Source organism: Halomonas litopenaei, from assembly GCF_017303055.1.
Taxonomy (GTDB): Bacteria; Pseudomonadota; Gammaproteobacteria; order Pseudomonadales; family Halomonadaceae; genus Halomonas; species Halomonas litopenaei_A.
Genome location: NZ_JAEKJT010000004.1, coordinates 448,536 through 470,309, shown reverse-complemented (window position 1 = coordinate 470,309; position 21,774 = coordinate 448,536). Strand labels below are relative to the sequence as shown.

Annotated in this window: 20 protein-coding genes; 8 read left to right on the top strand and 12 right to left on the bottom strand. The window is 62.1% G+C overall.

Annotation, left to right across the window (positions count from 1 at the left end; all coding sequences use genetic code 11):
- Positions 1–295 precede the first annotated feature (295 nt).
- The 8 genes from JF545_RS09465 to JF545_RS09430 all read right to left on the bottom strand — a co-directional run bounded on the left by JF545_RS09465 (position 296) and on the right by JF545_RS09430 (position 9,952).
- Positions 296–1,705, bottom strand: coding sequence for an aminotransferase (locus JF545_RS09465; protein WP_206941537.1), 1,410 nt, complete (start codon positions 1,703–1,705; stop codon positions 296–298).
- A gap of 70 nt (positions 1,706–1,775) precedes the next feature.
- Positions 1,776–3,188, bottom strand: a complete 1,413-nt coding sequence (locus JF545_RS09460; RefSeq protein WP_206941536.1) for an APC family permease — start codon at positions 3,186–3,188, stop codon at positions 1,776–1,778.
- A 236-nt stretch (positions 3,189–3,424) separates the two neighbouring features.
- Positions 3,425–4,912 (bottom strand): aldehyde dehydrogenase, encoded by a 1,488-nt coding sequence (locus tag JF545_RS09455; RefSeq protein WP_206941535.1) that lies wholly within the window; start codon positions 4,910–4,912, stop codon positions 3,425–3,427.
- Positions 4,913–5,119: 207 nt separating this feature from the next.
- Positions 5,120–6,061 (bottom strand): LysR family transcriptional regulator, encoded by a 942-nt coding sequence (locus tag JF545_RS09450; protein WP_206941534.1) that lies wholly within the window; start codon positions 6,059–6,061, stop codon positions 5,120–5,122.
- Positions 6,062–6,190: 129 nt separating this feature from the next.
- On the bottom strand, positions 6,191–7,381 hold the full coding sequence (argE, locus tag JF545_RS09445) for an acetylornithine deacetylase (RefSeq protein ID WP_206941532.1): 1,191 nt from the start codon (positions 7,379–7,381) through the stop codon (positions 6,191–6,193).
- Between the two features lie 140 nt (positions 7,382–7,521).
- Positions 7,522–8,196, bottom strand: coding sequence for a DUF1028 domain-containing protein (locus JF545_RS09440; protein ID WP_206941531.1), 675 nt, complete (start codon positions 8,194–8,196; stop codon positions 7,522–7,524).
- A complete protein-coding gene (locus tag JF545_RS09435; RefSeq protein ID WP_206941530.1) occupies positions 8,193–8,621 on the bottom strand; it encodes a RidA family protein in 429 nt (142 codons plus the stop codon). The genes JF545_RS09440 and JF545_RS09435 overlap by 4 nt, the downstream gene beginning before the upstream one ends.
- A complete protein-coding gene (locus JF545_RS09430; RefSeq protein WP_206941529.1) occupies positions 8,621–9,952 on the bottom strand; it encodes a flavin-containing monooxygenase in 1,332 nt (443 codons plus the stop codon). The genes JF545_RS09435 and JF545_RS09430 overlap by 1 nt, the downstream gene beginning before the upstream one ends.
- Before the next feature lie 416 nt (positions 9,953–10,368).
- Here JF545_RS09430 and JF545_RS09425 point away from each other — a divergent pair, with 416 nt between their 5' ends.
- From JF545_RS09425 to JF545_RS09410, 4 genes are all read left to right on the top strand, one after another.
- Positions 10,369–11,667: a DUF3100 domain-containing protein gene (locus JF545_RS09425; RefSeq protein ID WP_206941528.1), complete on the top strand. Its 1,299-nt coding sequence runs from the start codon at positions 10,369–10,371 to the stop codon at positions 11,665–11,667.
- Positions 11,668–11,687: 20 nt separating this feature from the next.
- Entirely contained in the window at positions 11,688–12,842 is a 1,155-nt protein-coding gene (locus JF545_RS09420; protein ID WP_206941527.1) for a M20 aminoacylase family protein, read from the top strand.
- Positions 12,843–12,979: 137 nt separating this feature from the next.
- Entirely contained in the window at positions 12,980–13,882 is a 903-nt protein-coding gene (locus tag JF545_RS09415) for an NAD(P)-dependent oxidoreductase (RefSeq protein ID WP_206941526.1), read from the top strand.
- Complete coding sequence (locus JF545_RS09410) at positions 13,879–15,429, top strand: aldehyde dehydrogenase family protein (RefSeq protein ID WP_206941525.1); 1,551 nt, start codon at positions 13,879–13,881, stop codon at positions 15,427–15,429. Before JF545_RS09415 ends, JF545_RS09410 begins: the two co-directional genes overlap by 4 nt.
- A 25-nt stretch (positions 15,430–15,454) precedes the next feature.
- Here the strand turns inward: JF545_RS09410 and JF545_RS09405 are convergent, their stop codons facing one another.
- Both JF545_RS09405 and JF545_RS09400 read right to left on the bottom strand, forming a co-directional pair.
- Complete coding sequence (locus tag JF545_RS09405; RefSeq protein WP_206941524.1) at positions 15,455–16,372, bottom strand: LysR family transcriptional regulator; 918 nt, start codon at positions 16,370–16,372, stop codon at positions 15,455–15,457.
- 564 nt (positions 16,373–16,936) lie between these two features.
- A complete protein-coding gene (locus JF545_RS09400) occupies positions 16,937–17,542 on the bottom strand; it encodes an exopolysaccharide biosynthesis protein (protein ID WP_206941523.1) in 606 nt (201 codons plus the stop codon).
- Positions 17,543–17,782: 240 nt separating this feature from the next.
- Here JF545_RS09400 and JF545_RS09395 point away from each other — a divergent pair, with 240 nt between their 5' ends.
- The gene (locus tag JF545_RS09395; RefSeq protein ID WP_206941522.1) at positions 17,783–18,187 is read left to right on the top strand and encodes a GreA/GreB family elongation factor; all 405 of its coding nucleotides are present in this window, start codon (positions 17,783–17,785) and stop codon (positions 18,185–18,187) included.
- A 132-nt stretch (positions 18,188–18,319) separates the two neighbouring features.
- Here the strand turns inward: JF545_RS09395 and JF545_RS09390 are convergent, their stop codons facing one another.
- Positions 18,320–19,030, bottom strand: a complete 711-nt coding sequence (locus JF545_RS09390; protein ID WP_206941520.1) for a response regulator transcription factor — start codon at positions 19,028–19,030, stop codon at positions 18,320–18,322.
- 234 nt (positions 19,031–19,264) lie between these two features.
- On the opposite strand from JF545_RS09390, the gene JF545_RS09385 reads away from it, so the two are divergent.
- The 3 genes from JF545_RS09385 (at position 19,265) to JF545_RS09375 (ending at position 21,159) form a co-directional block, all read left to right on the top strand.
- Positions 19,265–19,873, top strand: a complete 609-nt coding sequence (locus JF545_RS09385; protein ID WP_206941518.1) for a LysE family translocator — start codon at positions 19,265–19,267, stop codon at positions 19,871–19,873.
- 137 nt (positions 19,874–20,010) lie between these two features.
- The gene (gene yfcD / locus JF545_RS09380; RefSeq protein ID WP_206941516.1) at positions 20,011–20,589 is read left to right on the top strand and encodes an NUDIX hydrolase YfcD; all 579 of its coding nucleotides are present in this window, start codon (positions 20,011–20,013) and stop codon (positions 20,587–20,589) included.
- A gap of 84 nt (positions 20,590–20,673) precedes the next feature.
- Positions 20,674–21,159: a glutathione peroxidase gene (locus JF545_RS09375; protein ID WP_206941513.1), complete on the top strand. Its 486-nt coding sequence runs from the start codon at positions 20,674–20,676 to the stop codon at positions 21,157–21,159.
- A 36-nt stretch (positions 21,160–21,195) separates the two neighbouring features.
- Here JF545_RS09375 and JF545_RS09370 read toward each other — a convergent pair whose 3' ends face one another.
- Positions 21,196–21,582 carry a DUF7079 family protein gene (locus tag JF545_RS09370; protein ID WP_206941511.1) on the bottom strand — a complete coding sequence of 129 codons (387 nt, stop codon included), beginning with the start codon at positions 21,580–21,582 and terminating at the stop codon, positions 21,196–21,198.
- Positions 21,583–21,774: the final 192 nt, after the last annotated feature.

The window sequence follows — 21,774 nt, the reverse complement described above, 5'->3', positions numbered from 1 at the left end:
TCTGAAGGGTTGATGGCAGGGAACACCTTCGTCCCGAGTGCTTGTCGTCTGCTGATGGAAGTGCGTCGGGCCAGTGCAACTGTTACGCCCAGCACTTTTCTTCAGCACTTGTCCCCAACGCTATTTGCCGTGAGTCTTACCTAGGACTCTTACCCAGGACGTTTACCCAAGATGACTTTCCCCCTAAACCGGTCCAACGGCATCGCCCCTCTCGGTTATCGATAGCGCTGCCATTGACGGCGCCGCTATCAACGTCGGAGAGGGGCGATGCTGGGCCTATCGGTTGGTGCCGGGACTAGCGGGGCAGGTAGCCGTCGGCCTTGAGGGACTCGGTGGCGGCTTCGATGCTGTCGCGCAGGGTGGTGGCGACAAAGTCGACGTGCTCTCGGGTCAGGATCAACGTCGGTGACAGGATGTTCATATGCGCCAAGGGCCGAACGATCAGGCCTCGCTGCTGACATTCATCGGCGATGCGATTACCGATCTTGGCCGCGGGGTCGATCAGTGCCTTGGTCTGTTTGTCCGCGACGTTTTCCAGACACATCATGAACTTGCGGCCTCTGATATCGCCAACAATCTGGAGGTCTGACAGTTCGCGGATACGGCGTTCAAAGTAGGCCCCCACGTCCTGTACGTGCTCGCACAGCCCTTCGCGCTCCATGATCTCCAGGTTCTTGAGGCCTGCTGCACAGCTCACCGGGTGGCCTGAATAGGTGAAACCGTGGGTGAACAGGGCGCCGTCCGCCTGGGGCTTGCTGATCACCTCATAGATGCGGTCGGAGAAGATCGTGGCCCCTAGCGGCAGGTAGCCCGAGGTCAGCCCTTTGGCGCAGGTAATGATGTCCGGGACGATACCGAATTCGTCCTCCGAGGCGAACATGTGGCCAAGACGGCCGAAGGCGGTGACCACTTCGTCCGAGACGTACAGGACGTCATACTTGCGGCACACCTCCAGCGTTCTGCGGTGATAGCCCTCAGGGGGAACAATGACACCGCCCGCGCCCATGATGGGCTCAGCGAAGAAGGCGGCGACATTGTCCGGCCCTAATTCGAGAATCTTGCTTTCCAGTTCCGCGACCTTCTCGTCGCAAAAGTCCTCCAGGCTTTGGCCCGCAGGGCGCCGGTAAGGATTCGGACAGCTGATGTGATGTACCAGGGTGTCGTCGATATCAAAGCCGATATGGTCGAACTTGACGCCGGTAATCGACATCGCCATGTAGGTGCTGCCATGGTAGCCATCGATTCGAGAGATGATCTGTTTCTTGCTGGTCTTGCCAAGCTGATTGAAATAGAAGTGGATCATCCTTACCGCGGTATCGTTGGCCACCGATCCGCCGCAGCCATAGAAGACGTGGTTGAGGTCCCCGGGGGCGAGCTCGGCAAGCTTGGCCGCCAGCTGAGCGGCGGGTGCCGTGGTGTGGTGGCCAAAGGTCGAGAAGTAAGGAATGGCGCGGATCTGATCGGCCACCGCGTCGGCGATCTCATCCCGGCCGTAGCCAATGTTGACGCACCAGAGTCCTCCAATGCCATCCAGATAGCGCCGCCCATCGGCGTCTTCGATGCTGACGCCATCGGCCTTGGTAAAGACCATGGAGCCGTTTTCCTTGAAGGTGGAAAAGTCGGTCCATGGGTGGGTGAAATGATCGCGATCCTTCTCCCAGATGTCCTGCTTGTCGAGGGAGGGGGAGCCTTGAAAACTGTTCATTGTCGTTCTCCTTTATGATGCTATCCGGGCAGGGCATTGGCCTCATTCCTGGCCTGTTCTGGTGTTATTTCTAGCGGCTGATGACTCGGTCAAGCGGTTCCGGCGTGAAGAGGGGTTTTTTCATCACGACCTTGATCCAGACCAAGGCCACAAGGCTGACCAGTCCGAGTACCACCCCTGCGCTGGTGAAGATCTGCTGGGTCATGTCGGGGGAAGGGGATGCATAGACGATCGCGTAGACCATGCCCGCAATGCCGACGAGCTGAGGCAAGGGGTAGAAGGGCGTGCGGTAGGGGCGCTGTGCATCGGGGTGGCGGCGGCGCAGGGCGATGACATTGACGTGGGCGATAATGTGGGCGATCAGCCAGGCAATCGCCGCCGCCGTCAGCAGTAGCCCGACGGTGCCAGGGTCACTTCCCCAGACCAGCAGAGGTAGCCCCGTGACGGCTGCAATGAACAGGACCGCAACCCAGGGAACCCTGGTGGAGCTCGTCAGCCAGCCAAGGGCGGGAAAGGCCTGGCCCTGTTCCGCCATGCCTTGCAGCATACGGGGTATGGACGCCAAGGACGTGTTGACGGTGCTGCAGGTGGCGGTGACAGCAGCGACGGCAAGAACAAGATGCCCGGCATCTCCGAAGACAGCGCGTGCATATTCCAAGTGGGGAAGTTCGGCCGCCAGCAGGGCTTCCTGCGGCAAGTAGAACAGGACGCCGAGACAGTAGAGGGAGAAGACCGCAAAGATAACCGTCAACCCCAGGTACATGGAGCGGGGAATATGACGAACCGGATCACGCGTTTCCGACACGAGCGGACAGACAAATTCGACCCCCACGTAGCCCCAGATCGCCAGTGCCATGAGGCTGAAGGCGCCACTGCCCAGGTCAAGCTCGGCGAAGATGTGGCTGGCATTGAAGGCATGGGGTGCGACGCCGCCGGTCAGCGCACTGATGCCCAGCAGCGTGAGCGCCACCACCATGGCGAAGGCGAGTACGTTCTGCAGCTTGGCAAAGACATCGATACCCATCAGGTTGAGCAGGGTAAAGGCGCCAAGAATGCCGAAGGCAATGAAGTGAGTGCTGTCCAGGGCGGGGTAGAGCACACCGAGCAGGTAGTCGACCAGTAATAGCTCTGCAGACAGGGCGAACATGGCGACGACCACGTAGCCCGAGAACACCGACAGAATGGCGGGAAAGTGACCGAGCGCGACCTCGGTATAGGTACTGAGGCTACCGGCTCGGGGAATCATCAGCGACAGTTCCGAGAACGAGGCGGCGTAGCACATGGCCAGTATCCAGGCGATGGCCAGGGGCAGCAGGAACGCTGCCCCGGCAATGCCGACGCCCTGGAGCATGATCACCATGACGCCCTGGGAGACGACCAGGCCCACCGCGATCGCCATCAACGACTTCAGGCCCAGCGCCTTGCGGCAGGAGCCCGAGGCAGATGGCGCTGCCTGGTGGGAGGTGGGGGAGTGTGTTTGCATCACTACATCCTCTTGTTGTTGTTCGACATTGTGATTCGGAGCTGTTTTTCAGAAGGGTTCTTCAAGCCTTTGTTCGGAATAGATATTTGAGTGCTGGCGAGCGCAGCGTGGATGGTTCGGCAGGCGCCCGCCCGAGACGAGCACCCAGCAAGCCGCAGGGCCCTCCCGCGGTGGATGGGAAGGAGCGAAGACCCTGGCTCAAGGCCTCTGCTTTAGACCTTTGCTCAAGACACTCGCTACAGGCGAATCCAGGTCGTTTTCAGCTGGGTGAACTTGTCCAGGGCATGCAGCGACAGGTCTCGCCCGAACCCTGATTGCTTGTAGCCGCCGAAGGGCGTGGTGAAGTCGATGGCATCCACGGTGTTGACCGAGACGGTGCCTGCTCGCAGGCGGCGCGAGACGCGGTGGGCGCGGGATAGATCGGTCGTCCAGACGGAGGCGGCCAGACCGTAGATGGAGTCGTTGGCGATGGCCACGGCCTCGTCTTCGTCAGTGAAGTCGATCAGCGCAGCCACGGGCCCGAAGATCTCCTCATGGGCGATGGTCATCTTGGGCGCCACATCGACGAACAGCGTAGGGGCGACGAAGGCGCCTTGTTCGTCTCCGCTCGGCGCGGTGCCCATGGCGAGGGATGCACCTTCTTCGATACCGCGAGCAATGTAGCCACGGACCTTGGCGGCGTGCTCGCTGTCGATCAGCGCTCCTACATCTGTCGCAGGGTCCAGGGGATCCCCCACCACCAACCGCGAGGCGGCGGCCACGAAGGCGTCGACGAAGGCTGGCCTGATATCACGTTGGACGAGAATCCTCGAGTTGGCAGAGCAGACCTCCCCTTGATTGAAGTAGATGCCTTGCACGGCGGCTCTCGCCGCAGCGTCGATATCGCTGTCGGCAAAGATCAGGTTGGGGCTCTTGCCGCCACACTCCAGCCAGACCTGCTTCATGTTGGAGCGGGAGGCGTAGTCGAGAAAGCGTTTGCCGGTAGCGGTGGATCCGGTAAAGGTCAGACAGTCAACGTCAGGGTGAAGTCCAAGGGCCTGTCCGGTGACATGACCATGACCGGGCAGTACGTTGATGACGCCGTCAGGAAAGCCTGCCTCCTTGGCCAGTTGCGCCAGGCGCAGTGCGGTCAACGGAGACTGCTCCGCCGGCTTGAGAATCACGCTATTCCCCGCCGCCAGCGCTGGGGCCAGCTTCCAGGCGGTGATATCGAGGGGAAAATTCCAGGGAATCACCGCCGCCACCACACCGATGGGCTCTCGAGTAATGGTCGCCAGGTTGTCGCCGTCGGTCGGTGCGACTTCACCGTAGAGCTTGTCGGTCGCTTCGGCGTACCACTCGAAACACCCGGCTGCGCCTGGAATATCCAGTTCATAGGCGTCACGGATGGGCTTGCCGGTATCCAGCGTTTCGAGCAGCGCCAGCTCCTCTCGGTGTTGCCGAATCAGTGCCGCCAGGCGTTGCAGCGTGGCCTTGCGCTGTGCCGGGGCGAGGCGTGACCAGACCCCTGACTCGAAACTTGTGCGAGCGGCTGCGACCGCCCGATCCACATCGTCGACGCTACAGGCCGCAACCTCCGTCAGGGGGTGGCCGGTGGCAGGGTTGGAGGTGACCAGTGTCGCGCCATCACTGGCAGCGGTGGCCGCGCCGTCGATGAACGCATCGTGGGGCAGGACAAGCTTTGCGCTCAGGTCACGCCAATAGGAAAGATCATGTTCCGTCATGGGGAAGGTACCTCGGTCGGAGTGTTGTTATCTTGGCCGTGCAACTCCGCTACCCGGCTGTACAAGCACCATATCCCCAGGCTGTTGATCAATTAAAATACTATTAAATTAACGACAGCTTCAGTTTTTCCTATCCAAAAGGGCGTCAGAGAAAGGGGCGTGGAAGCGGACGCAGGCAGCGGACGTAGGCGTTACCCCTTGATGACCTCAGGTGCGCGACGTGACAGCGCTGCTTGCTCCGAACACATCAGTGATAGTGTCGATCTCCTGCGCCAGTTGCCGCATGGCGTCTGCCGCGGGAGAGAGTCTCAGGCCACGCAGGCAGGCCAGGCCCATGGTCAGGGGTTGGGCATCGTCCTCCAGCGCCAACGCCTTGAGGCGAGCGTTGTCGGCGGCGCTGAAGGCACCCATGGGGGTGTTGAACAGGGAAAAGCCGAAGCCATTGGCGAGCAGGCCACGAAGCATGTCCATGGATTTGGCACGGTGAGCGACATGGGGCAGCAGCTGGTGGTGGGAAAATATCGACAGGAAGTACTCGCGACTCAGCGGCCAGTCCAGCAGCACCATCGGGTAGGTAGCCAATTCGGCCAGCCCAATACAATCCTTCTCGCTCAAGGGGTGATCCTCAGCCACTACCGCGTAGGCAGGGAAGCGGTAGAGGGGAATGAAGGCGATGTCGTCGGGAATCTCCAGGTCGTAGGTGAACGCCAACTCATAGTCGCCTTGCTGCAGACCATTGACGATGTCGACCTGAGTCATCTCATCACAATAGAGACTGACGGCAGGGTGCCTGTCCGCAAACTGGCGCAGCAGCTGTGGCAAGAACAGCGGGGCAAAGGTGGGGAATGCGACCAGACGAAGCTCGCCACCGACCTCTTCTCCTAGCGATGCGGCGAATTTTTCCAGCCCCTCGGCGTCACGCAGGAGTTGGCGCGCCCGAGTCAGCAGCTGTCTGCCGGTGGGGGTCAACGACAGCCCCTGGGCGTGGTGCCGAACAAACAGCTGCAGTCCGGTGGCTTCTTCGATCTGATGGATGGCAGCGGAGATGGACGGCTGGGATACATGCAGTTTCCTGGCCGCCTGGGTGACGCTCGATAGCTCGCCGGCCACCACGAAGTAGCGCAATTGCTTGAGGGTGAAGGGGCGCATGGTCTGTTGTCATGGCTGAGAAAACCCCATCTTCCCACAGCGCTGGCCTCGGGATCGACGCCTGCGTTCGCGCGGGTGCTGGGGCAGTGTGACTGGGGCTGTGTGACTGGGACAGTGTGAAGAGCCGGCTCAGCCTGAGGTTGCCAGCCGGGCGTGGACCTGGGGGTCTTGCATGGCGCGGATCAGTCGCGTCAGGAAGGCTTCACAGTGAGCCAGCTGCTCACGGGTGACAAACTCATCGGGTTGGTGGCCCTGGGCCATGCTGCCGGGGCCGCAGACGATGGTCGGGATGCCCAGCTCCTGCTGAAACAGGCCACCCTCAGTGCCGTAGCCAATGGGCTCCAGGCGGCGGTCTTCCAGTACATCGAGAATGAAGCCGACCAGGGCGTCGTCATCGGTCATGGACAGGCCCGGATAGTCACTCAGTGGCTCCACGCGGATGCTGGCCTGGGGGTGGCCCTGCTGCATTCTGGCTTCCAGCGAGGTGACCACCTCCATGAGCTCCCCGAGCAGCGTTTCTGTGGAGTCCGCCGGTACGTTGCGAAATTCGAGATCCAGCTGGCAGTCCTGGGGCACGATGTTCAGGGCCGTTCCCCCTTGTATGGTGCCTACCTGGAGGGTGGTGTAGGGAATCGCAAAGCGTGTGTCGAAAGGTCCCTCCGAGGCCTTGGTGGCGGCCTTCGCCTCCAGCCAGGTGACCAGGTGGGCGGCGGCGTGGATGGCGTTGACCCCTTGTGGAGCGAGCCCCGAGTGGCATGCCTTGCCGTGCAGGTGCACGCGCAGCGCCAGCTTGCCCTTGTGCGCGGTGGCCAGGCGCATGGAAGTGGGTTCGCCCACCAGGCATGCAGCAGGCCGTACTGGCTGGTGGGCGAGGTCGGCGAGCAGGGTTCGCACGCCCAGGCAGCCGACCTCTTCGTCGTGGGAAAACGCCAGGTGAAAGGGCATCGCCAGGTCGGCCTTGACCATGGCAGGGACCGCCGCCAGCACGGCGGCGAGAAAGCCCTTCATGTCGGTGGTCCCGCGGCCATACAGGCGCCCGTCCTGCTCGGTCAGTGCGAAGGGGGCAAGGGTCCATGCCTGACCGGTGACCGGGACCGTATCGGTATGCCCGGAGAGCATCAATCCCGGCAGATCCGACGGTCCGATGGTGGCGTACAGATTGGCCTTGTGACCGCTGTGATCGGTGATCCGCTTCGCGTCTACCCCGTGGCGAGAGAGGTAGTCCTCGACAAAGGCGATCAAGGGCAGGTTGGAACGGTGGCTGGTGGTATCGATGGCCACCAGCTCGGCGAGCAACTCGACAACAGCATCTTGAGCCATGCTAGACCTCGCAGGTTCGCCAACAGCAGGTTGGGTTCATTGCCAGAAAGGCGGTTCACAAAAAGACAGGTGAGTGGAAGAAAGGGGGGCGCCAGATGTGCCCCCTGATGTGTCCTAATCCGCTGTCATGGTCCGCTTTATCAGCGTTGGTCACCGGGCACGCCGTAGGAGGGTGACTCCTGTGGTGCCGCCGCTCTCTGCAGATAGGCATCGCGCTGTGGGCGGTAGTTCTCCCAGATCATGCGTAGTTCAGTGAGCGGGGCAATGTGCCAATCCACGCGAAGGTCCACGCTAGGCCAGCTAGCCTTGTCGGTCACGGTCAGTCCTGCAGAGTGCACTGGCCCCATCTCTCCCCCAGAGGCCTGCCCGGCCTCCATCGCCGCCAGCAAACGCTCGGCCAGCTCGCCGCGGTGCGCTTCAAAGGCCTCCACCATGGCGCTCACGACCTCAGTGGTTGCCAGCATATTGCCACCGGCAACGCAGTGGTGTCCTTGCCGCGTGGCATGAATGCCCAGGGTTTCGGCCCCGCTGTGCACGGCGCTATGGCCGTTGGCATCAAGGACCAGCAGCTGGCGCCACTCGGGAAACGCTTCCTGTTCGAGCAGTCGCTGCAGCACAGCCTGAGCGTCCAGGCGCTCTTCCAGCAACGCCACGCCGAGCTGGCCCAGGGCAGGATTGGTGACATTCTGCGACAGGACCGCGCCCTTGCCTGGCGCGACAAAGGGGCAGCGGCTGGCGACACAGATACTGGATGAGCTGATCGCGGTGCCGAACTGGCCGGTGTCGCTGCAATAGCCGGCAATGGAAAACGTCATGGCTGAGACTCCTGCGTGTCAGGGATGACCGCAATCACGTCGATTTCCATCAACCATTCCGGTTGGGCGAGACCGGCCACGACCAGTCCGGTGGAAATGGGAAACACCCCCTTCAACCAGCGGCCCACCTCGCGATACACCGGCTCGCGATAGCGAGGGTCGGTAATATAGGTGGTGGTCTTGACGATATGGTCAAGACTGGAGCCGGCTTCTTCCAGCAGCTGCTTGACGTTGCGCATGGCCTGCTGTGCCTGGGCGCCGGGGTCCCCGAGCCCCACCAGCTGGCCCTCGAAATCGGTGCCTACCTGCCCGCGCACATAGACCGTGTTTCCCGCCTTCACTGCCTGACACAGATCGTTGTCCAGCGTCTGGTTGGGATAGGTGTCCTTGGTGTTGAACATGCGAATACGCGTGTGTGTCGGCATCAGCTGATCCTCAGGTCACGGGAGGCGCAGGGAGATGCCGGGAGCGCTGACGACGCCTGTTCATGCTGACGGCGGTCTTCGTCGTAGGCCAGGTACTTGCGTTGCGTGGCGATATGCTCGGCGATGTGTCTGGCGTCGTGCCATACGCCCCAGATAAAGCTTGAGCCGCGCCGAGATTGCCACGGCAGTCCCACAAAATAGACGCCGGGCTCGCGGGAGACGCCGCGCTGATGCAGGGGGCGCCCCTGGGCATCGAAGGTGTCCACCTCAAGCCAGCGATAGTCGACGCTAAAGCCTGTCGCCCAGATGATCGAGGTGACCCCTTCAGCGCCCAGATCGAGCGATGCCAGTGGAGTGCTGACGCATGCTGGCGTGGCCGGTATCTGCCTGGCGTCCGGGTCTTCCGGCAGGTCCATGCCGTTGCGTGCCAGATAGGCATCTGCGGCATCCAGCATGGCCAGGTAATTGGCATCGCCGCGGGCCAGGTTATCGGCCAGGTCCTGTTCGAAGCTGACAACGCCATGGGTGATGTCTCGCGTTCGCCCCACCAGGGTGATGCCCTGGTGGGCCAGCGAGCGAAAGTCGATGGTCTTGCCGCCGCCGGCGCCACTCACGGCGATGGTGACGTGTTCGGTGCCTGGCTTCATGGCCTCGGCATCCCACTCCCCCAGTACCCCCAGCCACCAGCAGAAATCGCGTCCGCGATAGCGCCGAGGAGGGCGATCATGGGGGCCCACCGAGAGATACACCCGCCTTCCTTGCTGGTGAAGCTCTTCGGCGATCTGGACGCCGGAGGATCCGGCGCCCACGACCAGCACTGCGCCGGCAGGCAACTGCTCTGGACGTCGATAGTCGGCAGAGTGAATCTGATAAAGGTCCTCGTCATCCGGTGCAATGGACGGAATGACCGGGCACTGGAAGGGGCCCGTGGCGGCGACAACGCGCTTGGCGTCGATGGTGCCCTGGGAGGTTTCGACGCTGAAGCCGGGGCGTCCCTGGTGGCGAGTGACCCGCTGAACCTCGACGCCAGTCCGCAGAGGTGCGTTGATCATGCGCGCGTAGGCTTCAAAGTAGGCGGCCACGTCGTCCTTGCTGGCGAAGTCATCTGGCCCGATGCCATCAAAGGCTTTGCCAGGAAAACGGTCATGCCAGGCAGGGCCATTGGCGACCAGGGAGTCCCAGCGTCGGGTTCGCCAGGCTTCGGCGATCCGCGAGCGCTCGAGCACCAGGTGCGGTACACCAAGCTGGCTGAGGTGCTCGCTCATCGCGATACCAGCTTGTCCACCACCCACTACCAGGGTGTCGGTATTGTCACTCGTTCTTGTTGTCATCGTTCGAGCCCTTGTCAGTCATTGCGGTCAGGTATCGAGGGAGCCACGTGAGCTGCCGCGGTTTGCCATCCGATGGCATTTACCCTAAGAGCTGCGAGTGAATAGCGAAAATATAGTTATTTTGTCTTTTGGATCATTAAAAGCTATTTAGTGGCGCCAGCAGGGTGCTGTGAGAGTACTGTGCGAGTGCCGTGGGAGTGCTGTGCGAGTGTTGTGACAGTGGGGTGCTCTCACGTGAGCTAAAAAACAGCACACAAATCTCCTTTTATTAGATCGTGACCTGCTTCAATACTCGGATTGACTGGGGTTGGCGGCTGCCGGCTGCCGGCCCGGTTCAGTGCTCTCGTGATCGTTGTGCGTGGCGATAGCGCTGACATCAGCAATGACAACGGTAATTACAACAACAGGACATCTCCATGAAGCTTTCGCTCCTTGTCGATTGGCGTCTGCATGCCATCGTGGCGGTTGCCGCGCTGATTTCAGAAGTGGTCGGTATCATCAAGATCCCGCTTGGGCCCGGTACCCTGCTGCTGCTGCCTCTGTTCTACGCGTTCATCATCGGTCTGCTGCTGAACCCTCATCTGTTTTCTGCCACGTCCCGCCTGGTTCCGGTCACGCTGAGCGAGGCCGCCGCGCCGATCATTCTGCTCTCGATCATGCCGTTCATTGCGCGCTTTGGTTCCACCATCGGGCCGGCTATCGAGCAGATTCTCAGCGCGGGACCAGCCTTGATCCTTCAAGAGCTTGGCAACCTCGGCACCATGCTGATCGCCATGCCGTTTGCGGTGCTGGTGCTGAAGATGGGCCGCGAGGCCATTGGCGCGACCTATTCCATCGCGCGCGAGCCCAACATCGCCATCATCTCGGACAAGTACGGCCTGAAAGGCCCTGAGGGCATCGGTGTCATGGGGGTCTACGTCGTTGGCACCATGTTCGGCACCCTGTGGTTTGCGTTGATGGCCGGCTATCTGACCACTCTCGACATTTTCGACCCCCGTGCACTGGCCATGGCCTGCGGCGTCGGCAGTGGCAGTATGGTCGCCGCCTGTTCCGGGGCGATTGCCGGTGCCTTGCCTGAGCTCAAGGATGAACTGCTGGCCTTCGCTGGCGCCAGCAATCTGCTGACCTATGCCACCGGCCTGTATATCTCACTGTTCATCGCCCTGCCCATGGCCGAGCGCATCTTCAAGTGGTGCTCGGGCTCTCGGGCGGCGACCTCGGTTGGCGCAAGGGCCACCGTGGAAGCCGAGCCGGCACCCAGCGTCAGCGACGATGAACGTCCCGAACGCCGCCTGGGCCAGACAGCGATCGTCATGGCGGTGGTCTGCGCGGTGGGCTGGATCAGCAACACCATCAATGGTGCGCCACTGCTCGAGGCGCTGCCGGGCATGCTGATCTTGTACGCCATGACCATGCTGGGACTGCTCATCACGAGGTTTGCGCCGTTCTACCTGCCCGGTGTGGCCTGGGTTTCGCTAGTCAGTATTGCCATGACGCTGCCCTGGTTCCCCGGCAGCGGCTGGATCGTCGAGCAGCTTTCCGCGGTCAGCTTCCTGGCGATCGTGACGCCGGTGCTGGCATATGCCGGTCTGGCCCTGTCCCCCCGTGAATTCACCATGTTCCGTCAGGTGGGGTGGAAGCTGATCATCGTGTCGCTGCTGGTATTTACCGGCACCTTTGTCGGCTCTGCGCTGGTGGCCCAGGCGCTTCTGTAACGCAAACGAGGAGACCCAGCATGACCACAGTGACCCCAGACCTGTTGCGTGAATGGCGTCATGCCTTCCATCGCCAACCGGAAACCGCCTTCGAGGAGCATCGCACCAGCGCTCGCATCATCCAGATCCTGTCAGAAGCAGGTATCGAGATGGTGACGGGGCTGGGGGGCGGGACCGGGGTAGTGGCCTGGGTAGACGGCCGTCATGACGGTGATGGCGCGATTGGCCTGCGGGCTGACATCGATGCTCTGGATGTCAACGAGGCCAGTGATGCCCCCCATGCCTCACGTATTCCCGGCAAGATGCATGCCTGCGGTCATGATGGCCACACCACCATGCTGCTGGGGGCGGCCTGTTGCCTGGCACAGTCTCCCGATTTTGCAGGCCGGGTCTACTTCATCTTCCAGCCCGCGGAAGAGAATGAGGGCGGTGGGCGCGTCATGGTAGAGGAAGGGCTGTTCGAGCGTTTCCCGATGCAGGCCGTCTACGGCGTGCACAATTGGCCAGGATTGCCGGTCGGCGAAGCCGCGGTGCACGACACGGCGGTCATGGCCGCCTTCGATGTGTTTCGCCTTACCCTGACAGGGCACGGCTGTCACGCCGCCATGCCGCACCTGGGCAAGGATGTCGTGCTGGCTGCCTGTCAGCTGGTCAACCAGCTGCAGGGTATTGTCAGTCGCGAGACGCCGGCGCATCAGACGGCGGTGATGAGCGTGACCCAGTTCCACGCGGGAGATGCCTACAACGTCATGCCTGAGGCGGTGGAGCTGTGCGGCACTGTGCGCTGCTTTGATCCTGAACTGCGCCAGCGGCTCGAGGCCCGCTTCAAGCAGGCCATCGAGGCCACCGCGACCTTTCATGGTCTCAGCGCAGACATCGACTACCAGTCGCGCTATCCCGCCACCTTCAACAGCCCCGACCATGCGCAGCGCTGTGCCGACGTGCTGACTGCCTTGCCGGACATTCGCCAGGTGCATCGGGACCTGCCGCCCTCGATGGCGTCGGAAGACTTCGCCTTCATGCTGCAGCAGCGCCCCGGGGCATACATCTGGCTCGGCAATGGCGAGAACAGCGCGGCACTGCATAACCCTCACTACGATTTCAACGACGAGCTCTCCCCCTTGGGGGTGGCCTACTGGTGTGCGCTGGTACGCACCCTGCTGGGCCAGTCTTAAGGCAGTACTGGATACATTACTGCGCTCGCCTCCCTGCAATAGCGTGATGTTGCCATGCCGTTTACGGCATGGCCCACCCCCGGCGTGCCCGAGACCTGGCGCAAGGGCTTTGTTCGACAACATAACAAGGAGAACGCATGAACATTATCGTGATCGGCCTCGGCCAGATGGGTGGCAATATGGCCATGACCCTGCATACCGCGGGCTTTCATGTGACAGGTACTGATGTCAGCGACGACGCACGGGCACGTCTGGAATCCCGTGGGCTGCCGGTGGCCGCTCCGGACAGCCTGCCAGCGGCTGACGTCTATCTGCTGTCGCTGCCCACGTCAGACCACGTGCGTCAGGTGCTCATGGCGTCGCCGGGACTGCTGTCGCTGGCGCCTAAGGGCAGCGTCATCGTTGACACCTCTACCAGCGACCCGGCGGTGACGCGGGAGCTGGCACCACGGGTGGTCGAGGCGGGACTGGAGTGGCTTGATGCTCCGGTCAGCGGTGGGCCCGCGGGAGCGGCATCGGGCAGTCTGGGCATGCTGCTGGGGGGAGAGTCATCGACCATCGAGCGGCTAGCGCCAATGCTGGATGCCATGGCGGCCCGCTATACCCACGTTGGCCCGGCAGCCAGCGGCCATGTGGTCAAACTGGCCAACAACTATCTGTGTGCCGCACACCTGCTGACCACCGCCGAGGCGGTCGCCCTGGCGGCCAAGGCGGGTGTCGACCCGGCTGCCTGCCTGGCAGGGCTCAATAGCGGGTCAGGACGCAGTGCCGTCAGCGAGGTCAATTTTCCTAAGTGGATCCAGTCCGATTCGTTCGATTCAGGCTTCACCACTGGGCTGATGCGCAAGGACCTGCGCTTGGCCCGCGATGCGGCCGCTGATCTCGGGCTGCCGCTTACCCTGCTGGAGCAGGTTGTCGCGCGCTGGCATGCCGACCCGGACGGGCTACCCGACCACGCTGATTTCAACCGCATTACCGATAGCGTGCTGGGGCTTGCCTCGGCTCAGGACGCTGACGGTTCCCAGGAGGACGCGCAATGAATCGTTTGACCATGGAGGCGATCGAGCGCCTGAACTCCCTGCTCAAGGCCTTCGACATGCAAGCTGATACGCCGCTGAGCAACTGGGTGGGCGGCGATCTGGTGGCGGGGCAGGGCGAGGCCATCGAATTGATCGACCCGGTAACGGGGCAAGCGCTGCTGTCTTACCGGGATGCCGGCAGCGAGCTGGTGTCACAGGCCGTGACAGCGGCGGCACGTGGCCAACAGCAGTGGATGTCGCTGAGTGCCAGTGAGCGAGGCCGCAGAATGACCGAGGCTGCCTGGGCGCTACGAGGCTACGACGAGACGCTGGCACAGCTCGAAAGCGTGGTGGCGGGCAAACCCATCCGGGACTGTCGCGGAGAGGTGGTCAAGGTCCGCGAGATGTTCGAGTACTACGCAGGCTGGTGTGACAAGCAGCATGGGGAAGTGATTCCCGTGCCGACCTCCCATCTCAACTATGTTCGGCACGTGCCGTACGGGGTGGTGGGCCAGATTACGCCCTGGAATGCGCCCATGTTCACCTGCGCCTGGCAGGTGGCGCCGGCCATCGCGGCGGGTAATGGCGTTGTCTTGAAACCGTCCGAGATGACGCCGTTCACCTCAGTGGTGATTGCCAAGCTGCTGGAGAGCAGCGGACTGCCCAAGGGACTGATCAATATCGTCAACGGCATCGGCCCGACGACCGGGGCAGCACTGACCGGGCATCGTGGCATCAGCAAGCTGGTGTTCGTGGGCTCTCCTGACAGCGGTCGTCGGATCGCCCAGGCCGGTGCCGAGCGCCTGGTGCCCAGCGTGCTGGAGCTGGGCGGCAAGTCTGCCAATATCGTCTTCGCCGATGCCAGGCTCGATGATGCGGTGGCTGGCGCTCAGGCGGCCATCTTTGCCGCGGCGGGGCAGAGCTGCGTGGCGGGTTCTCGGCTGCTGGTGCAACGCGAGGTGTTCGATGCCGTCTGCACCCGGCTGGCGCGAGCCGCAGCGCAGATAACGGTCGGGTTGCCGGTTGAGCCGTCGACTCAGATGGGCCCGGTCCAGAATGCCAGGCAATACCGTCACGTCACCAGCATGATTGACGATGCCTGTCGTCAGGGGGCCAGAGTCCTGTGTGGTGGCACGCGACCGGCGGGACTTCCGGAGGAGGCTCAGGGCTATTTCCTGGCACCTACCGTATTGGCCGATGTCAGCGATGACATGACGATTGCCCAGGAGGAGGTGTTCGGCCCCGTGGTGGTGGTCATGCCCTTCGATGACGAGGAGCAGGCGGTGCGTCTGGCCAATGCCACTCGCTTCGGCCTGGCTGGAGCTGTGTGGACCCAGGACCCCGCCCGCGCTCATCGGGTGGCGGGCCGCCTGCGTGCGGGTACGGTCTGGATCAATAGCTACAAGGCGATCAATGTCATGTCGCCGTTTGGCGGTTTCGATGACAGCGGCTTCGGGCGTTCCAGCGGCGTCGAAGGTCTCAAGGAATACACAGTCGCTCAAAGCGTCTGGGTGGAAACAGCCGATGCCGCCAGTGTTGCCATGGGGTATGGCAATGGGGTTGGCTGATGCCGAGGCCCTGCTGGTACTAGCGCTACGGGACGCGTGAGGAAAAGGCCCGCATCCAGCGTTCCAGATGGCGAAGTAGCTGAAGTCCGGCCCGAGGCATCCGTCGTCCTACTCGTGTGACGATATGGGCTCGGGCCTGGCGAAAGCGTTCACTATCCACCTCCAGCGCCACCAGCCTGCCGTCCTCCAGCTCTCGCGCAGCGGCAAAGGCGGGGAGCAGGGTCAGCGTCAGGTCTGAGCGTGCGGCGTGCAACAGCACCGAAAGCGAGTTGGTCTGCATGTTGACCTGAGGCCGCAGCCCGGCTTCTCTGAAGCCTTCATCCACCAGTTGGCGTACCCCGTGGCCGGTACGCCACAGGGCCATGGGGTGATCACTGAGGGTGGCAATGGTCAGCGCCTCACGAGCGCCAGCGAGCGGGTGGGACGGCGACACCAGCGCCACCAGGGGCTGCTGGCTGGAGTGCCAGAAGCGCAGCTGTGGATGAACGCGCTCGTGGTACATCAGCCCAAGGTGGGCCTCGTCCTGAATCACCGCCTCGATGATCTCGCTGGTGCTACCCGTATTCACGTCCAGGCGCACGCCACGGTAGCGCTCGGTAAAGGTTCGCAGGGGCGTGTCGAGCAGGTCGCCGACAAACCCCTCGCCCACGGTCAACGACAGGTGGCCGGTCTCGAGACGCTGATAGGCGTCGAGCTGTTCGCTGAAGGTGTCGTCCAGGGCTGAGCGCCGGCGACAGTAATCCAGCAGCATTTCGCCGACCGCTGTCGGCACCACTCCTTGGCGCGAGCGCTCCAGCAGCGGAGCGCCCAACGCATCCTCGATCAGTGACAGCTGGCGGCTGACCGCCGACGGGGCAATATCCAGGCGCGCAGCGGCCTGTCGCACCGACCCTGCTTCGATCGTGACCTGAAAGTAGACCAGCCGCTGATGTGGGATATCCATGGCGCCGCCTTGTGATGATGGCCAAGTATATCAATCCTCACATGTGCTGACTCGGCGCTCTGGTGCCCAGTGAATCAGGGACCGCTGCTGGGCCGCAATAACGGCAGCCGCGCGGCCTAATGGCAGGACGCAGGCTTTACTAGGAACGCAATAAGGGCAGGATGATCACGCCTGTTGGAAACTCGTAGCAGCAGCGCGGTAGCCAACCGTGCAGCGGATACATGCACCAGAGCCTCGCATCAGAGCCTTGCATCAGAGCCATGAAGCATAGACCTGCTTGCAGATGAACCTGGGGCAGGAGGAGGAAGCGTCAAGAGATGGGTGGATGGCATCCCTGCCATCGCTAAGCACAATGCCGCACGTCCCTGGCCGGCTTCGCCAGCGTATCGCACCCTGCTGATGGCGGAGTTGATCCTGGTCAGCTCAGCCCTGTCCGCAGCGCGGTCAGCGCAGGGAAGGTCAGCACAGGAAGCTCGGCACAGGAAGGGCGGCAACGCGAAGTAGGAAGCCTCGCAGGACCCGCTCGATCACCGTCGGCGTCCCACTACCGGCACGTCCAGCGGGCTAGATGGCCAGCACAATGACCCAGGCGGTGGATAGGGTAAAGGCGTAGCCTGCCAGCGCCATTAGCCCATCCCGGGCGAGCAGCGCCAGGCCGAACATGCTTTGGGCAGCGCCAGCCAAGGTCGCGCTGAAGGGAATCAGCTCCATCGGGGGCGTCACCAGGGCGATGGCCAGACAGGCCAGACCGATGGGATAGCGCGCCACGCGGCCTGTCAGCAGCCTCAGTCTGGGCTTGATCAGCCGGTCAACCCAGCGAGCAGGTTTGCGCAGAAGGGTGATGGTGCGCTCGACCTTGGTGGTGGCTACCTTGCGCCTGGCGAGCCACGCTGGGAGCCACACGCTCTGCTTGCCTGCCAACAGTTGTACCGCCGCCAGCACCACGAGCAGCGACATCAGCGTCGGCACACCGGGGATATCGCCGATCAACGGGGTGAGGGTGACCAGGCCTGCGACCAGCAGGAAGGGAGCAAAGCTGCGGCGACCGACGGCGTCCATCACTTCGGCGAGGGACAGCTGATCGCGTTCGGCACTGGCTTGGCTGAGTTGGTCGAGCAGTTGGTTCAAGTTTTCTGGAGGCGTGTCGAAGGCGTCAGGCGTGGAGGGCATCGTGGCTCTGATGTAGGAATGAAGAAAAGGCGTCGAGGCCAGCAGTATGCGGACCCTGCAAGGGGGATGTCCAACCGGCCTGTCTTTTTCATATAAGCAGTTTCTTGTTTACTGCCAGTGTCGTATGCTTCAGGTGATCGAGTCCTTCCCACTATCGGGGAGGGCTTTTTTGTTGCGTGGCGGTCACCTCGACGGGGTGACGCCCCTAAAGGCCTGTAAGAGACCAGTGAGGTGACAAGGATGTCGTTGAGGCTAGCCAATCGTCTTGACGCAGAGCGACTTCAGCGTCTGATCGATGATGCAGATGACAAGGATCGTGCGGTAGCCGATCTGCTTGAGGCGCTGCTGGAGCGCGCCGAGATTCTCGACCCTGACGAGATGCCCGATGATGTCGTCAGCATGAATAGCCAAGTGGTACTGCGCGATCTCGATGAAGACCGTCAGCTGGTGCGGACCCTGGTATATCCCCATGCCTTGTCGGCAACCGCCGACGGACTGTCCGTGATGGCGCCGCTGGGAGCTGAACTGCTGACCCGCCGAGTGGGAGAGCAATGGCAGGTCACCCCACTAACGGGGCGTACCAAGCGCTGGCAACTGGAGAAGATTCTGTGGCAGCCAGAGCGTGAGCGTCAGTTTCATCGATGATGCCGATCCGGTGCCGCGGCTTCCCCGCGGGGGAGTGCTGCACCTTTGCCCGCTATCTGTCACCGGTTGCCCTTTTCCCGGCGCCCTTTTTCCGCTAGCCCAGGCGTGACAGGGAAGGGCTAGGGAAGGGCATCAAGGCTGGGCCTGGCGATCGCGTTGGTTGCCCTTGCTCATAGGCGGTGGAATACCGAGGTGCTTGCGTGCCCACTGGGCGGCCTCGGTTCTGTGGTGCACCTTGATCTTCTTGAAGATATTGTAAAGATGCGACTTGACGGTATGTTCGCTGAGAAACAGCTGGCTGGCGATATCCTGGTTGGACGCGCCATTGCCAATGAAGCCAAGGATTTCCAGCTCCCGTTGCGTCAGGCCAGCGACCGGGCGGTAGGTGTTGAACTGTTGGCGACGGAAGTATTCGAACATCTGCTGGAGCAGCGGGCGAGACATCCACAGCGCGCCATCCAGTAGTTGGATGATGCCTTTGCAGATGTTGTCGAGTTCGTCACGGCGATAGAAGATACCTTGCAAATGCAGTGACGCCAGCAGTTCAGCGGCCTGTTCCTGGTCGGCCAGGTTGAACGCAGCCAGCAGGATCTCTGGGTACTGTGCCTTTAGTTCGTGACAGTGGTGCATATCGCTGAGCGATAGCTGGTCGGCATCCAGCAGCCAGAGTTGTGCTTGATCAGGTGTGCGGGCGAGCTCGGCCTGCAGAGAGGGCACCGCTTCGGGTGCCAATGTGCTGACCTCGCAATCCAGCACCTGACTCAGGTGGTGGGTAAATAGCTGGGACTGCACGTTGGGGTGCGTGATCAATCTGACGATTGAGGCTTGTTGCGAGGCAGACATCGTCCCCTCCCTGTTCCCTTGCAATGATGGATGATGATCATTTTTTTTGTAGGACGTGCATGAGTATCGTTATCGAAGCTCATACGTTTGTAAATAACGATATATCCTGAACTTCACCATCCCTAGAGTGAGGTTTTTCGTGATTGTATGCTTGGTTTTGTAAGAAAAAGCATTTGAATGCGTAAGTCTGCATAGATTGTGTGAGCCAGGCGTCGAAGTAATTGAGGAGAAATTATGCCGTTATCGCTTTGGCTCTCTTTGGCAGCCATCTGTGCCATGGGAGCCATGTCCCCCGGCCCCAGCCTGGCACTTGTACTCCGCCATACCCTGGGCAGTGGCAGGGCCGCCGGTGTCGTGGCGGCGATCACACATGCTCTGGGTGTGGGCCTCTACGCACTGCTGACCGTCTGGGGCCTGGGCGAAGTCATCGAACGACATCCTCAGGGGTTCCGCGTGGTGATGCTGGCAGGGGCCGTATATCTGGCCTGGCTTGGCATCAAGGCGCTGCGCGCGGGCCAGGCGGGGGCACTGCGGCCGCAGCCCGCCGCTGCCAGTCACCTGACCGCCGCCCGGGAAGGCTTGCTGGTCGCCCTGGGCAATCCCAAGCTGATCCTGTTCTTTGTTGCCTTGCTCAGTCAGTTCGTCAGTCCTGACATGTCCGTGGTTGAACGGAGCATCGTGGTCGTGACGGCCATGGTGATCGACGGCGGCTGGTACGTGCTGGTAGCGCTTGGCCTGTCTCACTCCAGTGTGCTGCCTTGGCTGCAGGCTCGGTCCCACTGGATCAATCGGGTGACGGGCGTGCTCTTGCTGGGACTAGCGGTTCGTGTGCTGCTGGGCTAAGGCCCTGCCAGGTATCAAGCGCACAGCCAGATATCAAGCGCCTTGGCAGGTACCTTGGCAGGTATCGAAGACTGGGCGAAGGGTGACGTCGCGGGCGCGGATCGTTAGGCTTGACGCTTTAATGGCGGAGTCCTGTGATGAGTGAGGTTGCCTCACCTGAGCTGTCGCTGCCGGTGGCGTCATCGCTGAAGGCTCCGGCGGGTGACGTGCCGGCGCCGGTCATCGCGCGCGAGAGAGTGCAGATCGTGGATGCCCGCGATCGCCCCTGTGGAAGCGCCTGGCGATCCGACATGCGCCGCTATCGCTTCTGGCATCGCGCGACCTACATTGTGGTGCGCAATGGCGCGGGAGAGCTGTGCGTCCAGCGACGGACACTGACCAAGGAAGCCTTTCCCGGTGGTCTTGACCTCGCTGCAGGTGGCGTGGTGGCGGCCGGTGAGGCGGTCCACGTGTCTGCCCGTCGTGAACTGGCAGAGGAGCTTGGTATCTGTCATGCCCCGCTGACGCCCTGCCTGAGCTTTCGCTACGATGACCAGGGCTATCGCATCTTTGGCAGTGTCTTTTGCGTGACCTGGGACGGTCCTCTGGCGCTGCAGCCGGAAGAGGTCGCCAGCGTCACCTGGATGCCGCCTGGAGAGGCCATTGAACTGGCTGAGGCCACACCGGACACGCACCTCGCGCTGGCCCTGCTGTTGAAGCAGGAAGCGCAAGGATGAAGGCGACTTCGCCGGTGGGCCTGCGTCTCTGGCGAGAGCCGTAAAGGCGTGTCATCGTGAAGACAAGGAGCGCGAGTTCAGCCCATGAGCCTGCATGACGTCGAGTGTCATACCCATCAAGGTGAGCCTTTCAATCTGCGTGCATTGAGGGGGCAGGTGCTGCTTGTCGTCAATGTGGCAAGCCAGTGCGGTTTTACCTCTCAGTTGGGCGAACTGGAGGCGCTGTATCGCGAGCATCGCGAACGGGGCTTCACGGTGCTGGGGTTTCCTTGCAACCAGTTTGCCAAGCAGTCGCCAGAGTCTGCCGAGCAATTCTGTGCCTTTGGTGAGCGTCAGTTTGGTGTCACCTTTCCCCTGATGGAAAAGGTGGAGGTGAATGGACGCGGTGCCCATCCTCTGTTTCAGCGCCTGAAAGCCGAAGCTCCGGGCTGGCTGGGAACGCGCGCCATCAAATGGAATTTCACCAAGTTTCTGGTGGCGCGAGACGGGCGCGTGTTGAAGAGGTTCGGGCCTCGGGATGGTGCCGCGGCGATGCTGACGGATCTGGAACGGGCCCTCGACGAGACGTGAGGGTTAGGCTTTGTAGCCTGAGACCGGCCGCTGGCCCTAGCGCGCTTCTCCTCGGCTGACCACCAGATGCTCCACCAGGGCGTTGTAGCGGTGACGCACCATCATGGTGGTCAAGCCTGAGAACAGGGCCCAGAACTTGCGGCGCCAGCCGGTCAGTCGGAGGTTGTGGGCGACCAGGCGGCGCATCAACTGGTAGTCGTCGAACTTGCGCCACTCACCCGCGACCGACATTTGCTGTCGAGAAAGTACGGGGGCGAGTTCGAGGCGAAAGACCCATTCCAGGTCCTTGAGCGCAATGCCGTCACGTTCTATCACCTCTACCATTCTCGCGTAGTCGGATTCTCGCGGTTCCCGTTCCAGCCACATCGGGGCCAATGCGAGCCATAGCTCGCCGCGTTCATCGACCAGAGTCTGGGCATCCATCGGTGGTCTCCTCAAGCGATGGACTGCATCCTGCCCGAGCCGCCGCCGTCGAGCAAGTATCGCTCAGTAGCCCCGCCCGTGAGGCCCATTGTCTGCAAAGGCGGACAGGATCGCCGTGTGCCGCTAGAATATCGCCACCACGCATTACACATTGGATGGCTCTCCTACGGGAGCCACGAGCAATAAAGAGGT